Here is a 13,669-nt window from a genome sequence, read left to right as displayed (position 1 = left end):
TTACTTCTCCTCGGTACGCGGGTGGGTGACGGCGGGTTCGTTGCCGCCCAGGAGCAGGTACAGGACGGCCATCCGGATCGAGACGCCGTTGGCGACCTGCTCGACGACGGTGCAGCGGTCGGAGTCGGCGACCTCGGCGGTGATCTCCATCCCGCGGACCATCGGGCCGGGGTGCATCACGATGGCGTGCTCGGGCATCTTCGCCATGCGGTCGCCGTCGAGGCCGTAGCGCCGCGAGTACTCGCGCTCGGTGGGGAAGAACGCCGCGTTCATCCGCTCGCGCTGGACGCGCAGCAGCATCACCGCGTCGGACTTGGAGAGCGTGCGGTCCAGGTCGTACGAGACCTCGCAGGGCCAGGCCCCCACGCCGACGGGCACCAGGGTCGGCGGGGCCACCAGCGTGACCTCGGCGCCGAGGGTGTGGAGCAGGTCGACGTTCGAGCGGGCCACGCGGCTGTGCAGGATGTCGCCGACGAGCGTGACGCGCCTGCCGGACAGGTCCCGGCCGAGTCCCGCGTCCCGGCCGACGAGCCGGCGCCGCATGGTGAAGGCGTCGAGCAGTGCCTGGGTGGGGTGCTGGTGGGTGCCGTCCCCGGCGTTGATGACGGCGGCGTCGATCCAGCCGGAGGTGGCGAGCCGGTAGGGGGCCCCGGAGGCGCCGTGCCGGATGACGACGGCGTCGACGCCCATCGCCTCCAGGGTCTGCGCGGTGTCCTTCAGGGACTCGCCCTTGGAGACGCTGGACCCCTTGGCGGTGAAGTTGATGACGTCCGCGGACAGGCGCTTCTCGGCGGCCTCGAAGGAGATCCGGGTCCGGGTGGAGTCCTCGAAGAAGAGATTGACGACGGTACGGCCGCGCAGGGTCGGCAGTTTCTTGATCGGCCGGTCGGCGACCCGGGCCATCTCCTCGGCGGTGTCGAGGATCAGGACGGCGTCGTCGCGGGTGAGGTCGGCGGCCGAGATGAGATGACGCTGCATCTTTCAGGCTCCGTAAGGCAGTTCAGGTCGGGGAGCGGGCACCGGGCGTGTCCTTGCGGCACGGCCGGGCGGACGGGGGCGCGAGCGGGCGCGGCGGACGGCGGTGCCGTGCGCCGGAGGGCTACCGCGGCCCGTCCGGGGAGGTCTGCTTCACACCGAGCAGCACGGTGTCGCGGCCGTCCTCCTCGGCGAGCTGGACCTTGACCGTCTCCCGCAGCGACGTGGGGAGGTTCTTGCCGACGTAGTCGGCGCGGATCGGGAGTTCGCGGTGGCCGCGGTCGACGAGGACCGCGAGCTGCACGGCGCGGGGGCGGCCGATGTCGTTCAGCGCGTCGAGGGCGGCGCGGATGGTGCGGCCGGAGAAGAGCACGTCGTCGACGAGGACCACCAGGCGGCCGTCGATGCCGTCGGCGGGGATGTCGGTGCGGGCCAGCGCGCGCGGCGGGTGCATGCGCAGGTCGTCGCGGTACATGGTGATGTCGAGGGAGCCGACCGGGATCGCGCGGTCGGTGATCTCCTGGAGCTTGGCGGCGAGCCGCCGGGCCAGGTGGACGCCCCGGGTCGGGATGCCGAGGAGGACGACGTCCTCGGCGCCCCTGGCGCGCTCGACGATCTCGTGGGCGATGCGGGTCAGGACCCGTGCGATGTCGGGGGCCTCCAGGACGGGCCGCGCATCGGACGCGTACTGCTGCTTCTGCTGTTCGGTGTCCATACGAAACGGACCTCCTTCTCCGCCTCACGGGACGGATCATTAAAGGACGTCGGAATTGCGCCAGCCACGGTACCAGCCCGGCAATGTCCCTGATCACCCCCCTGGTAACGGCCGTGCACTCCTTGCACGGAGGGGTCGGTCCGGACCATTCGGCTTGACGAGCCAGAGTCACGCTGCGTAACCTCACAGTGAGTCACCAGCCGCGCGGCCGAGCCGCACGTCGACACAGTGTCCGGGGAGCCATATGTCCAGCGAATACGCCAAACAGCTCGGGGCCAAGCTCCGCGCCATCCGTACCCAGCAGGGCCTTTCCCTCCACGGCGTCGAGGAGAAGTCCCAGGGCCGCTGGAAGGCGGTCGTGGTCGGTTCGTACGAGCGCGGCGACCGCGCCGTGACCGTACAGCGCCTCGCGGAGCTGGCGGACTTCTACGGGGTCCCCGTGCAGGAGCTGCTGCCGGGCACCACGCCGGGCGGGGCCGCCGAGCCGCCGCCGAAGCTGGTCCTCGACCTGGAGCGGCTGGCCCACGTGCCGGCCGAGAAGGCGGGCCCCCTGCAGCGCTACGCGGCGACGATCCAGTCCCAGCGCGGCGACTACAACGGCAAGGTGCTGTCGATCCGCCAGGACGACCTGCGCACCCTCGCCGTCATCTACGACCAGTCGCCCTCGGTCCTCACCGAGCAGCTGATCAGCTGGGGCGTCCTGGACGCGGACGCGCGCCGCGCGGTCTCCCACGAAGAGGGCTGACCCGCACCGCCGCTGAGCAGAAACGTGCCCTCGGGGTGGCCGGAACCGATCGGTTCCGGCCACCCCGAGGGCGTTGCGCGGCCTTGAGGGCCGTACGGGTACGCCGGAGGGCCCCAGTGATGCACTGGGGCCCTCCGGCGTACCCGAGGGGCGCGGGGACTGCGCGACCGGCCCCACCGGCCGGCACACGGCCACTGGACCGCGCGGCGAGGCGAGGCTCAGGCCCCGTCGCGCCGCAGCGACGGCTTGAGCTCCTTGAACCGGCCCAGCAGACCGTTCACGAACGCGGGCGACTCGTCCGTGGAGAACTCCTTGGCGAGCTGTACCGCCTCGTCGAGCACGACCGCGTCCGGGGTCTCGTCCACCCAGATCAGCTCGTACGCGCCGAGCCGCAGGATGTTGCGGTCGACGACCGGCATCCTGTCGAGCGTCCAGCCGACGGCGTACTGCGAGATCAGCTCGTCGATGCGCTTCGCGTGGCCCGCGTAGCCCTCGACCAGCTGCATCGTGAACTCGCTCACGGGCGGCTGCCGGGTGTCGGTCCGGGAGTGCCGGATCCAGTCCGCGAGGACCGTCACGACGTCCGTGCCGCGCTGGTCACCCTCGAAGAGGATCTGGAAGGCGCGCTTGCGGGCCGTATTGCGGGCAGCCACGGTTAGCTGTTCACCCGGCCGAGGTAGTCGCTCGTGCGGGTGTCGACCTTGATCTTCTCACCGGTGGTGATGAAGAGCGGGACGTTGATCTGGTGGCCGGTCTCCAGGGTGGCGGGCTTGGTGCCGCCGGTGGAGCGGTCGCCCTGGACGCCCGGCTCGGTCTCCTGGACGACGAGCTCGACGGCGGCCGGCAGCTCGACGAAGAGCACCTCGCCCTCGTGCTGCGCCACGGTGGCGGTGAAGCCCTCGATCAGGAAGTTGGCGGCGTCGCCGACCGCCTTGCGGTCGACCATGAGCTGGTCGTAGGTCTCCATGTCCATGAAGACGAAGTACTCGCCGTCCATGTACGAGAACTGCATGTCGCGCTTGTCGACAGTGGCCGTCTCGACCTTGACGCCGGCGTTGAACGTCTTGTCGACGACCTTGCCGGAGAGCACGTTCTTCAGCTTGGTGCGCACGAAGGCCGGGCCCTTGCCGGGCTTGACGTGCTGGAACTCGACGACGGACCAGAGCTGGCCGCCTTCGAGCTTGAGCACCAGGCCGTTCTTGAGGTCGTTCGTGGAAGCCACGGTTGCGGAATCTCCTGGACTGACGTGGACGACCCCGGTGGCACGCGCACGGTCCGGGGCGGCCGGGGCGTTCGACGGTGTCGAGGCTCCCGGAGCCTTCGGAACTAGAGCGCGAGCAGTTCCTTGGTCGTGATGGTGAGTAGCTCGGGTCCGCCGTCCGCCTCGGGGCGCACGACGAGCGTGTCATCGATCCGGACACCGCCCCGGCCCGGGAGGTGGACCCCCGGTTCGACGGTGACCGGCACGCAAGCGTCCAGTTTACCCATGGCCGCGGGGGCCAACTGCGGCTCCTCGTCGATTTCGAGCCCCACACCGTGTCCGGTCGTTCCCGGAAGGCCCTCCGTGTACCCCGCGGAGTCCAGCACCTGGCGGGCCGCGCGGTCCACGTCACGGTAGGCGGCGCCGGGCACCAGGGCCTCGCGGCCGGCCCGCTGGGAGGCGAAGACGAGGTCGTACAGCGCGATCTGCCAGTCGGCGGGCGAGGTGCCGATGACGAAGGTGCGGCCGATCTCGCAGCGGTAGCCGTGGTAGGTCGCGCCGAGGCGGACGGAGAGGAAGTCCCCCTCCTCCACCCGGCGGTCGGTGGGCCGGTGCCTGCGGCGGCCGGAGTGCGGTCCGGTGCCGACGGACGTCCTGAAGGCGGGTCCGTCGGCGCCGTGGTCGACGAGGCGGCGTTCCAGCTCCAGCGCGAGGTGCCGTTCGGTGCGGCCGACGAGGATCGATTCGAGGAGTTCGCCCAGGGCCTGGTCGGTGATCTCCGCGCCGACGCGCAGGCAGGAGATCTCCTCCTCGTCCTTGACGACGCGGAGCTGCTCGACCGCTCCGGCGACGTCCGCGAGGCGCAGGTGCGGCGCCACCGAGCCGATGGCCCGGTGGCGGCTCACGGTCAGGTGGTGCTCCTCCACGGCGAGGGAGTCGGCGCCCTGGGCCGCCGCGCACTCCGCGGCGGCGACGGCGGGGTCGCCGCCGGGGGCGCTCAGTGTGTGGATCCGCAGGGCGTCGTCCGGACGGGCCGTGCCGGACGGGGTGTCGGGCGGGGGTTCGGCCGGGGCGGCGTACATGAGGAGGTCCTCCGTCGCGCCCAGCAGGAGGGCCGCGCCGTGCGGCGCGGCGCCCGTGAGGTAGCGGACGTTGGCCGGGCGGGTGACCAGTGCGGATGCGCTGCCGCTTGCGTTGCAGCGGTCCCGTAGGCGTGCTCGGCGAGTGGCGTACACCTCTGACATTCTCCGAGCGTATGGGCTTTGCCCGGTTTGTGCCGGTTCGAGGGGGCCAGGTGAGGTGGGGAGCGGGGGCGGCTGAGGTTCTGTGCCGGGTGCGGGACGGTGGGGGCCGGTCGCGCGGTTCCCCGCGCCCCTCGAAGGCGGGCCGGTGCCCACCCCGGGAGGAGCGGGCGATGCCTGTCAGGGTGTGGTCACCACTGGGGCGGGCTCGCCAGGGAGCGGGACAGGACGTCGTTCAGGACCTGGGCCGTCTGGACCACGTCCAGCTGGGAGTTGTCGATGATCGGCAGGCCCGAGCCGTACCAGCCCGCCATCCGGCCGTGGATGCGGGCCACTTCCTCGTCGCTGAGGCGGCGGTTTCCGGAGCGCTCGGCGTTGCGCTCCAGGACTATCTCCAGGCCGGGCAGGAGCACCACCGGCAGCAGGCCCGGCCCGACGTGCCGTTTCCAGCCGCCGAGGCCCACCACGGGCCGGTCGGGGAAGACGGCGTCGTCGAGGATGCACGAGATGTTGTTGGCCAGGAAGTTGCGGGCCGCGAAGCCGCAGGTGCGGCGGGCGAGCCGGTACTGCGCCTCCGACATGTCGTTCCACCCCGACTGCGGGTCGGCGAAGCCCGAGCGCACCCACTCGCGGACGTCGTCCAGGCTGATGTGGGCCGTGGGCACCCGGCGGTGGTCCGCCCAGTACTTGGCGACGCTGGTCTTGCCCGCGCCCGCGGGCCCGATGAGCAGCACGGCGAGCGTCGTGGACGTCGGATCGGGCACACCGGCCGCGGGCGGCGCGCTCGGCATGGGCACGGGACCGCCCGGCGGCAGCCGGACGTGACCCGTGGTGTCCGGCGCCGGCGGTACGGGGGCGTGCTGCGGGACCGCGTGGTGCGGCGCGGGCGGGTGCCCCGGCGGGTGCGGGGCGGCAGGCCCGGTCTGCGCTCCGGCGAAGAGCGGCGGACCCGCGGGCGGATGCGCCGCCGGTCCCGGGTGTGGTGCGGCCCCCGACCAGCCGGCGGCCGGTCCGTGCCCCTGCTGGTGGGGCGGCGGCAGCGGAGACCCCACTGCGTGATGCATCCGGTGCCACTCCGTCTCGTACAGGCGATGGGCGCTGGCGGCGGGGCATCCGGCCCCGCCTCCCACCGAACGGTACCGTCCCCGGCCGCCCCTTGGTGAACGGCCGGGAGCGGCACGAAGTGCCCGCCGGCGCACGGCACATCGGCCCGGGTGCCGCCCGCGGGGCTATTCGCCCACTTCTCCGTAGGCGGCGAGGAGCACCGCCGGGTCGGGACCCTCCAGGACGGTCGGCTTGGCCAGTCCGTCGAGGACGATGAAGCGGAGCAGGTCGCCGCGGGACTTCTTGTCGACCTTCATGTTCTCCAGGAGCCTCGGCCACTGGTCGTAGCGGTAGCTCAGCGGCAGCCCGACGGACTCCAGGATCGTGCGGTGCCGGTCCGCGGTCGCGTCGTCCAGCCGCCCGGCGAGCCGGCCCAGTTCGGCCGCGAAGTGCATGCCGACCGCGACCGCCGCCCCGTGCCGCCACTCGTAGCGCTCGTTCTTCTCGATGGCGTGGGCGAGGGTGTGCCCGTAGTTGAGGATCTCGCGCAGCCCCGACTCCTTCAGGTCGGACGAGACGACCTCGGCCTTGACCCTGATGGAGCGCTCGATGAGTTCGGCGGTGTGCGGCCCGGCGGGCGTACGGGCGCCCTGCGGGTCTGCCTCGATGAGTTCGAGGATCTTTGGGTCGGCGATGAAACCGGCCTTGATGATCTCGGCGAGTCCAGACACGAAGTCGTGGACGGGCAGCGAGTCGAGCGCGGCGAGGTCGCACAGCACACCGGCGGGCGGGTGGAAGGCTCCGACGAGGTTCTTGCCCTCGGCGGTGTTGATGCCGGTCTTGCCGCCGACCGCCGCGTCCACCATGGCCAGCACGGTGGTGGGGACGGCGATCCAGCGCACCCCGCGCAGCCAGCTCGCCGCGACGAATCCCGCGAGGTCGGTGGTGGACCCGCCGCCGACGCCGACGATCACGTCGGTGCGGGTGAAGCCGGACTGCCCGAGCGCCTTCCAGCAGTAGGCGGCGACCTCGGCGGTCTTGGCCTCCTCCGCGTTGGGCACCTGGATGACGACGGCCTCGAAGCCCTGCTCCGCCAGGTCGGCGCGGAGCGCGTCACCGGTCTCGGCGAGTGCCTCGGGGTGGATGACCGCGACCCGCTTGGCCCTCCCCCGGCCTCCGGCCGAGGGGACCCCCGCCTCGCTGCGCCCGCCCACCAGCGCGCCCAGCTCACCGAGCAGCCGGCGGCCGACCAGGACCTCGTACGGCTCGCTGCCCGCCGTGCCGCCGACGTGGATCCTTGTCACCTGGTCCGCCATGTGTCCTCCTGCCGGGGGTCCGGGGGCTGCCCCCCGGACGATGCGGTCTTCGACTCCAGTGCGTCGAGGACCGCTCGGGTGACTTCTTCGGGGGTGCGGCCGTCGGTGGCGACCACGACGCTCGCGACCTGCTGGTACAGGGGACGGCGGGCGTCCATCAGCTCGCGCCACTGCCGGCGCGGGTTGACGGCGAGCAGCGGCCGGGCCGCGTTCAGGCCGGTGCGCTGCACCGCCTCCTCGACGTCCATCGAGAGGTAGACGACGGGCCGGCCGGCGAGCAGTGCCCGGGTGTCCGCGTCCAGGACCGAGCCGCCGCCGAGCGCGAGGACGCCCTCGTGCTGCGCGAGCGCGCGCCGCACGGCCTCCTTCTCGGCGGCGCGGAAGACCGCTTCGCCCTCGTCCAGGAAGATGTCGGCGATGGTGCGGCCCTGCTCGGCGACGATGTCGTCGTCGGTGTCCCGGTAGCGGCAGCCGAGCCGCTGCGCGAGCAGCGCGCCGACCGTGGACTTGCCCACACCCATCGGGCCGACCAGGACGACCACCGGGCCGGTCACCGTACGGCCAGGTTGTCGAGGTAGCCAGTGACGTTGCGGCGGGTCTCCGGCACGCTGTCGCCGCCGAACTTCTCCGCCACCGCGTCCGCCAGGACCAGCGCCACCATGGCCTCGGCGACGATGCCCGCCGCCGGTACCGCGCACACGTCCGAGCGCTGGTGGTGCGCCGTGGTGGCCTCACCGGTGGCGACGTCGACGGTGGCCAGCGCCCGCGGCACCGTGGCGATGGGCTTCATCGCCGCCCGCACCCGCAGCAGCTCACCCGTCGTCAGACCGCCCTCGGTGCCGCCGGAGCGGCCCGAGGCGCGCCGGATGCCCCCGTCGGTGCGCACGATCTCGTCGTGCGCCCGGGAGCCGGGCACCCGGGCGAGCTCGAAGCCGTCACCGACCTCGACACCCTTGATCGCCTGGATGCCCATCAGCGCGGCCGCGAGCCGGGCGTCCAGGCGCCGGTCCCAGTGCACGTGCGAACCCAGACCCACGGGCACCCCGTACGCCAGGACCTCGACGACCCCGCCGAGGGTGTCGCCGTCCTTGTGGGCCTGGTCGATCTGCGCGACCATCGCCGCCGAGGCGTCCGGGTCCAGGCAGCGCACCGGGTCGGCGTCCAGCCGGCCGACGTCGGCGGGGACCGGGAGCACGCCGTAGGGGGCCTTCGCCGCCGCCAGCTCCACCACGTGCGAGACCACCTCGATACCGGCGGTCTCCTTCAGGTACGAGCGGGCCACCGCGCCGAGCGCCACCCGGGCCGCCGTCTCCCGCGCGGACGCCCGCTCCAGGATCGGCCTGGCCTCCTCGAACCCGTACTTCTGCATACCGGCGAGATCTGCGTGGCCCGGCCGCGGCCGGGTCAGCGGGGCGTTGCGGGCGAGGTCGGCGAGGACCTGCGGGTCGACCGGATCGGCCGCCATGACCTGCTCCCACTTGGGCCACTCGGTGTTGCCCACCATCACCGCGACCGGCGACCCGAGCGTGAACCCGTGCCGCACCCCGCCCAGGAAGGTGACCTCGTCGCGCTCGAACTTCATCCGCGCGCCGCGTCCATAGCCCAGACGCCGCCGGGCCAGGTGGTCCGCCACCATCTCCGTGGTGATCGGCACACCGGCGGGAAGGCCCTCCAGCGTCGCCACGAGTGCGGGACCGTGGGACTCCCCGGCGGTCAGCCAGCGCAACCTGCTCAACGGTGTTCCTCCTGCTCGCGCCCTGGTGCTGTTTCCTGCTCCTGCGTGCACGCTTGTGCGTACACGCGTCCTCGCGTACGGCGACGGCGCGACCGGGTGCGCGGCCCCGGCCCGCCGCCTTCGATCCTCCCATGTCCGCGGCCCGCGTCCGGCCCCAGGTCCATCAGGCGGACGCGGTCCCGTCATGCCGTGGTGGCGTCCGGATCCCGGCGGCCCTCACCGGCGGGCGGCGAGGGACTTCTCCCCCGCCGCCCGCATGGCGCCGGCCGGAGCCGGAGCGAGACCCGTCATCTGCTCGACCTGGAGGACCGCCTGGTGCACGAGCAGGTCCAGTCCGCCGACGACCGCGCCGCCGCGGGCGGACCAGCGGGCCGCGAGGCCGGTCGGCCACGGGTCGTACAGGACGTCGAAGAGGGTGCCGGGCCGATCGGGGACGGACGCGGCGAGCAGGTCGGTGGCGCCCGCGGGGGTCGTCGCGATCACCAGGGGCGCGTGCAGCGCCCGGCCGGCGTCCGCCCAGTCCGCCGTGCGCACCTCGATGCCGAGCCGCTCGCCCCACTGCCGCATCTCGGCGGCGCGGGCCGCACTGCGGACGTACACGACGACCTCGCCCGTGCAGACCCGGGCGAGCGCGGCCAGCGCGGAGGAGGCGGTGGCGCCCGCGCCGAGGATCGCCGCGGATTCCACTTGTCGGACACCCCGCTCGCGCAGGGCGGCGACGATGCCCGGGATGTCGGTGTTGTCGCCGACGCGGCGCCCGTCCGGGGTGAACAGCACCGTGTTCACGGCCTCCACCGAGGCCGCGGTGTCGCCGACCCCGTCGAGCAGCGGGATGACCGACCGCTTCAGCGGCATGGTCAGCGAGAGGCCGGCCCACTCGGGACCGAGTTCCGCGAGGAATCCCGGCAGCGCCGCCTCGTCGACCTCGAAACGGCCGTACGACCAGCCCTGCAGTCCCAGCTCCCCGTACGCGGCGCGGTGCAGCACCGGGGAGAGGGAGTGGCCGATCGGGTACCCGAGGACGGCGGCCCGGCACCGCCGGTCCCCGCCGGTCCCCGCCGCGCCGTCAGCCCTTGTTGCGCCGCTCATTGAATTTCTTGACCAACTTCTCGTGCTCGGCCAGTGTCCTGGTGAAGTCCGTCTTCTTGCCGTCGATGGAGATGAAGAACATCCACGCGCCGCCGTCCGGGTCGACCGCCGCCTTCAGCGCGTCCTTGCCCGGATTCCCGATCGGCCCGGGCGGAAGGCCCTTGTAGAAGTACGTGTTGTACGGGTCGTCGAAATTGCGGATCTCGTCGACGGAGATGTCGATCTCGCTCTGACCCTTGAGGTAGTTGTAGGTCGAGTCGAACTCGAGTTTCTGGTTGGTGACGTCGTTCGTCGGCTTCAGACGGTTGTAGACGACGGACGCCATCTTCCTGAAGTCGTCGTGCGTGATGCCCTCGGCCTGCACGAGGCTCGCCACCGTGACGACCTGCAGCGGGTTCTCCAGACCCAGCTCCTCGGCCTTGCCCTCCAGGTCGTACTCGGCGTACTCCTTGTTGGCCTGCGCCACCATGTCCTTCAGGAGGGCCTCGGGCTTCATGTCCTTGGCCGCGGGATAGGTCGCCGGGTAGAGGAATCCTTCCAGCGGATCCTTGATGTCGCTGTCGTCGTTCGCCCAGTCCGGAAGCCCGAGGCTGCGGTACTCCTTCTCGGCGACCTCCGCGGTGGTCCCCTTGTCGAGCCCCAGCTGCTTGTCGATCGCCTCGTACACCGTGACGTTGCGCTGCCCCTCGCGCACGACCAGGTTGTTCTGGCTCTTGGGGTTGAGCATCAGTTCGACGGCGCTTTCCGCGGACATCTGCTTCTTCAGCAGATAGGAACCCGCCTGGATCTTGTCCCCGTCGGAGTTCCGCGCCTGGGCCGACACGAACGCGTCGACGCTCTTGACGACGCCGGCCGCCTTCAGCCGCTGGCCGATCACCGAACCGAAGGCGCCCTTGGGAATGACGACGGTCACCTGTTCGCCCGTGCCCTCGCCGGAATAGTCGGGGGCCGAGCCGAAACGGCTTTGGTAGAACTGGTAGCCGAAGTACCCGGCCCCGCCGACCACCGAGGTGAGGACCAGCGAGACCACCAGGCAGGCGCAGCCGCTCCGGCTTTTCTTCCCGTCCTCGTCCTTGCTCCCCTTGCCGCCCTTGCCGCGCCGGCGGTCCTGCGGGTCGTCGGCGCCGTCGTCGTCGGCCTCGTCGTCGCCCGCGAAGAAGGCGTGCTCCCCCTGGTCCGGGCCCGGGTCCCAGTCGGTCCGCTGCGACTCCTGCCGCGGTTCCGGTTCCGGTTCCGCGCGGCGGCGGCCCGGCGGTTCCGGCGGCGGATACGCGTCGGGGGTCCCGTAGTAGTCGGACTGCTGCCCGGCGTACGTCGCGGCCTGGCCGTCGTAGGGGTCGTTCGGGTCTCCGCCGTAGGGGACCTGGTGCTGCTGGTGCTGGTGCTGGTGCTGCTGGTGCTGCTGTCCGCCCGGGTTCCAGCCGCCGTCGTACGGCCGACCGTCCTGGTCGTACTGTTGACCGTTCTGGTCGTACTGCGGGCCGCCCTGGCCGGGGTAGCCCTGACCGTCCTGGCCGGCGTACTGCTGAGGAGGCTGACCGCCGTACTGCTGGTGCTGCTCCTGGGCGTACTGCTGCCCCTGCGCGTACTGCTGCTGTCCCTGCTCGTAGCCCGGCTGCGGGCCGTTGCCCCATTCGCCGTACTGCGGCTGCTGCGGCTGCTGCGGATGCTGCTGCGGCTGGCCGCCGTAGGGGGACCGGGCCGCCTGGGCCTCCTGTCCTTCCCATCCGCCGTCCCCGTACAACGGGTCCTCGGGATGCCACGGTTCGGAGCCCGGGCCCCGGCCATACTCAGTCATCGATCCCCTAGAGCCGCGAGGCGACGGTCGCGCGGTGCTGGGCTCGGCTACCGTGTGCCTCTCTGTTGTGCGGAGGCTATTCGAACACCACCGCATCGCGCGGAACGTTACCGTACCGCGATCAGATGACCACTTCGACGCCCTCGCCGGGGGATGTACCAGACGCCCGTTCGGACTCCAGCGCCTGCTGGAGGATGATCACGGCTGCCACCTGGTCGATGACCGATCTGCCCTTCTTGGACTTCACGCCCGAGGCGCGCAGTCCCTGGCCGGCCGTCACTGTGGTCATCCTCTCGTCCACGAGCCGCACCGGGACGGGTGCGATACCGCGTGCGAGTTCCTGTGCGAAAGCGCGGACCTTGACCGCGGCGGGGCCCTCGCCCCCCTTGAGGGAGCGAGGGAGACCGACGACGACCTCGATCGGTTCGTACTCCTCGACCAGCTGCCGCAGACGCCGGTGGGCGGCCGGGACGTCACGTCCCGGCACGGTCTCCACCGGGGTGGCGAGGATCCCGTCGGGGTCGCACGAGGCGACCCCGATCCGGGCGTCCCCGACGTCGACGGCGAGCCGGCGGCCGCGGCGCATGACCCGCTCGCCCTCGCTCACCCGGCGGACTCGGCCACGAGGCGCTCGACGGCGTCGACGGCCTCACCGATGGCGGCCGGGTTCTGGCCACCGCCCTGGGCCACGTCGGGCTTGCCGCCGCCGCCTCCGCCGAGGGTCTTGGCGGCGGCGCGCACCAGGTCACCGGCCTTGAGACCGCGCTCGCGGGCGGCCTCGTTGGTGGCGATGACCGTCAGCGGCCTGCCGTTCACCGTGGTGAAGAGGGCGACCACGACGGCCCGTCCGCCCTGGATGCGGCCGCGCACGTCGAGGACCAGCCTGCGCAGGTCGTCGGCGGTCGTGCCGTCCGGGACCTGTCCGGTGACAAGTGCGATGCCCTGCACGTCCTTGGCGGACCCGGCGAGCCCGGCGGCGGCCTGGAGGACCTTCTCCGCGCGGAACTTCTCGATCTCCTTCTCGGCATCCTTCAGCTTGCCGAGCATGGCCGAGACCTTCTCCGGCAGCTCCTCCGGACGGCCCTTGATCAGCTCCTGGAGCTGGGCGACGACCGTGTGCTCGCGGGCGAGGAAGTTGTAGGCGTCGACACCCACCAGGGCCTCGATACGCCGTACGCCCGAGCCGATCGACGACTCGCCGAGCAGCTTCACCAGGCCGAGCTGGGCGGTGTTGTGCACGTGCGTGCCGCCGCACAGCTCCTTGGAGAAGTCGCCGATGGTGACGACCCGGACGCGCTCGCCGTACTTCTCGCCGAACTCGGCGATGGCGCCCTGCTTCTTGGCCTCGTCGATGCTGAGGATCTCGGCGTGCACGTCCAGGTCGCGGGCGAGCACCTCGTTGATCTTCTGCTCGACGTCGGTCATCACGGCCGTCGGCACGGCGGCCGGGGAGCCGAAGTCGAAGCGGAAGCGGCCGGGCTGGTTCTCGGAGCCGGCCTGGGCGGCCGTCGGGCCGAGGGCGTCGCGCAGGGCCTGGTGGGTGAGGTGCGTGGCCGAGTGGGCGCGGGCGATGGCCGTGCGGCGGCGCACGTCGATGACGGCCTGGGCCCTGGCGCCGACGGTCACCTCGCCGACCTGGACGACGCCCTTGTGGACGTACACCCCGGGGACCGGCTTCTGGCAGTCGCGGACCTCGATCACGGCGCCGGTGTCGATCCTGATGCGGCCGGTGTCGCCGATCTGGCCGCCGCCCTCGGCGTAGAAGGGGGTGCGGTCCAGGACGATCTCGACCTCGTCGCCCTCGGTGGCG

At 72.1% G+C, this 13,669-nt stretch carries 14 protein-coding genes; 1 reads left to right on the top strand and 13 read right to left on the bottom strand.

The window, feature by feature from the left end:
* A complete protein-coding gene (locus KM933_RS24315) occupies positions 1-978 on the bottom strand; it encodes an aspartate carbamoyltransferase catalytic subunit (RefSeq protein WP_221355646.1) in 978 nt (325 codons plus the stop codon).
* Between the two features lie 121 nt (positions 979-1,099).
* Entirely contained in the window at positions 1,100-1,690 is a 591-nt protein-coding gene (gene pyrR, locus KM933_RS24310; protein ID WP_221355644.1) for a bifunctional pyr operon transcriptional regulator/uracil phosphoribosyltransferase PyrR, read from the bottom strand.
* Positions 1,691-1,934: 244 nt separating this feature from the next.
* Between pyrR and bldD the strand changes: the two genes are divergently transcribed.
* The gene (gene bldD / locus KM933_RS24305) at positions 1,935-2,435 is read left to right on the top strand and encodes a transcriptional regulator BldD (protein WP_006379429.1); all 501 of its coding nucleotides are present in this window, start codon (positions 1,935-1,937) and stop codon (positions 2,433-2,435) included.
* A gap of 218 nt (positions 2,436-2,653) precedes the next feature.
* Here bldD and nusB read toward each other — a convergent pair whose 3' ends face one another.
* The 11 genes from nusB to KM933_RS24250 form a co-directional block, all read right to left on the bottom strand.
* Complete coding sequence (nusB, locus tag KM933_RS24300) at positions 2,654-3,088, bottom strand: transcription antitermination factor NusB (RefSeq protein ID WP_221355642.1); 435 nt, start codon at positions 3,086-3,088, stop codon at positions 2,654-2,656.
* 2 nt (positions 3,089-3,090) lie between these two features.
* Positions 3,091-3,657, bottom strand: coding sequence for an elongation factor P (efp, locus tag KM933_RS24295; RefSeq protein ID WP_149510572.1), 567 nt, complete (start codon positions 3,655-3,657; stop codon positions 3,091-3,093).
* 104 nt (positions 3,658-3,761) lie between these two features.
* Positions 3,762-4,880, bottom strand: a complete 1,119-nt coding sequence (locus KM933_RS24290) for an aminopeptidase P family protein (protein WP_221355640.1) — start codon at positions 4,878-4,880, stop codon at positions 3,762-3,764.
* A gap of 188 nt (positions 4,881-5,068) precedes the next feature.
* Complete coding sequence (locus KM933_RS24285) at positions 5,069-5,941, bottom strand: Pro-rich N-terminal domain-containing protein (RefSeq protein ID WP_221355638.1); 873 nt, start codon at positions 5,939-5,941, stop codon at positions 5,069-5,071.
* A gap of 165 nt (positions 5,942-6,106) precedes the next feature.
* Positions 6,107-7,237 carry a 3-dehydroquinate synthase gene (gene aroB, locus KM933_RS24280; RefSeq protein WP_221355636.1) on the bottom strand — a complete coding sequence of 377 codons (1,131 nt, stop codon included), beginning with the start codon at positions 7,235-7,237 and terminating at the stop codon, positions 6,107-6,109.
* Positions 7,222-7,758, bottom strand: a complete 537-nt coding sequence (locus KM933_RS24275) for a shikimate kinase (RefSeq protein ID WP_221355753.1) — start codon at positions 7,756-7,758, stop codon at positions 7,222-7,224. Before KM933_RS24275 ends, aroB begins: the two co-directional genes overlap by 16 nt.
* A gap of 29 nt (positions 7,759-7,787) precedes the next feature.
* Positions 7,788-8,972, bottom strand: coding sequence for a chorismate synthase (aroC, locus tag KM933_RS24270; RefSeq protein WP_221355634.1), 1,185 nt, complete (start codon positions 8,970-8,972; stop codon positions 7,788-7,790).
* 216 nt (positions 8,973-9,188) lie between these two features.
* Entirely contained in the window at positions 9,189-10,061 is an 873-nt protein-coding gene (locus KM933_RS24265) for a shikimate dehydrogenase (RefSeq protein ID WP_221355632.1), read from the bottom strand.
* The gene (mltG, locus tag KM933_RS24260; RefSeq protein ID WP_221355630.1) at positions 10,039-11,859 is read right to left on the bottom strand and encodes an endolytic transglycosylase MltG; all 1,821 of its coding nucleotides are present in this window, start codon (positions 11,857-11,859) and stop codon (positions 10,039-10,041) included. Before mltG ends, KM933_RS24265 begins: the two co-directional genes overlap by 23 nt.
* Before the next feature lie 121 nt (positions 11,860-11,980).
* The gene (gene ruvX, locus KM933_RS24255) at positions 11,981-12,445 is read right to left on the bottom strand and encodes a Holliday junction resolvase RuvX (protein ID WP_221355751.1); all 465 of its coding nucleotides are present in this window, start codon (positions 12,443-12,445) and stop codon (positions 11,981-11,983) included.
* Between the two features lie 17 nt (positions 12,446-12,462).
* The coding region (locus KM933_RS24250) for an alanine--tRNA ligase-related protein (RefSeq protein ID WP_260334097.1) at positions 12,463-13,669 on the bottom strand (1,207 nt) is incomplete at its 5' end.

Origin of the sequence: Streptomyces beigongshangae (genome assembly GCF_019710745.1) — a bacterium.
GTDB lineage: Bacteria > Actinomycetota > Actinomycetes > Streptomycetales > Streptomycetaceae > Streptomyces > Streptomyces beigongshangae.
The sequence above is the reverse complement of the archived record's forward strand: the minus strand, read 5'-3'. Positions and strand labels throughout refer to the sequence as shown.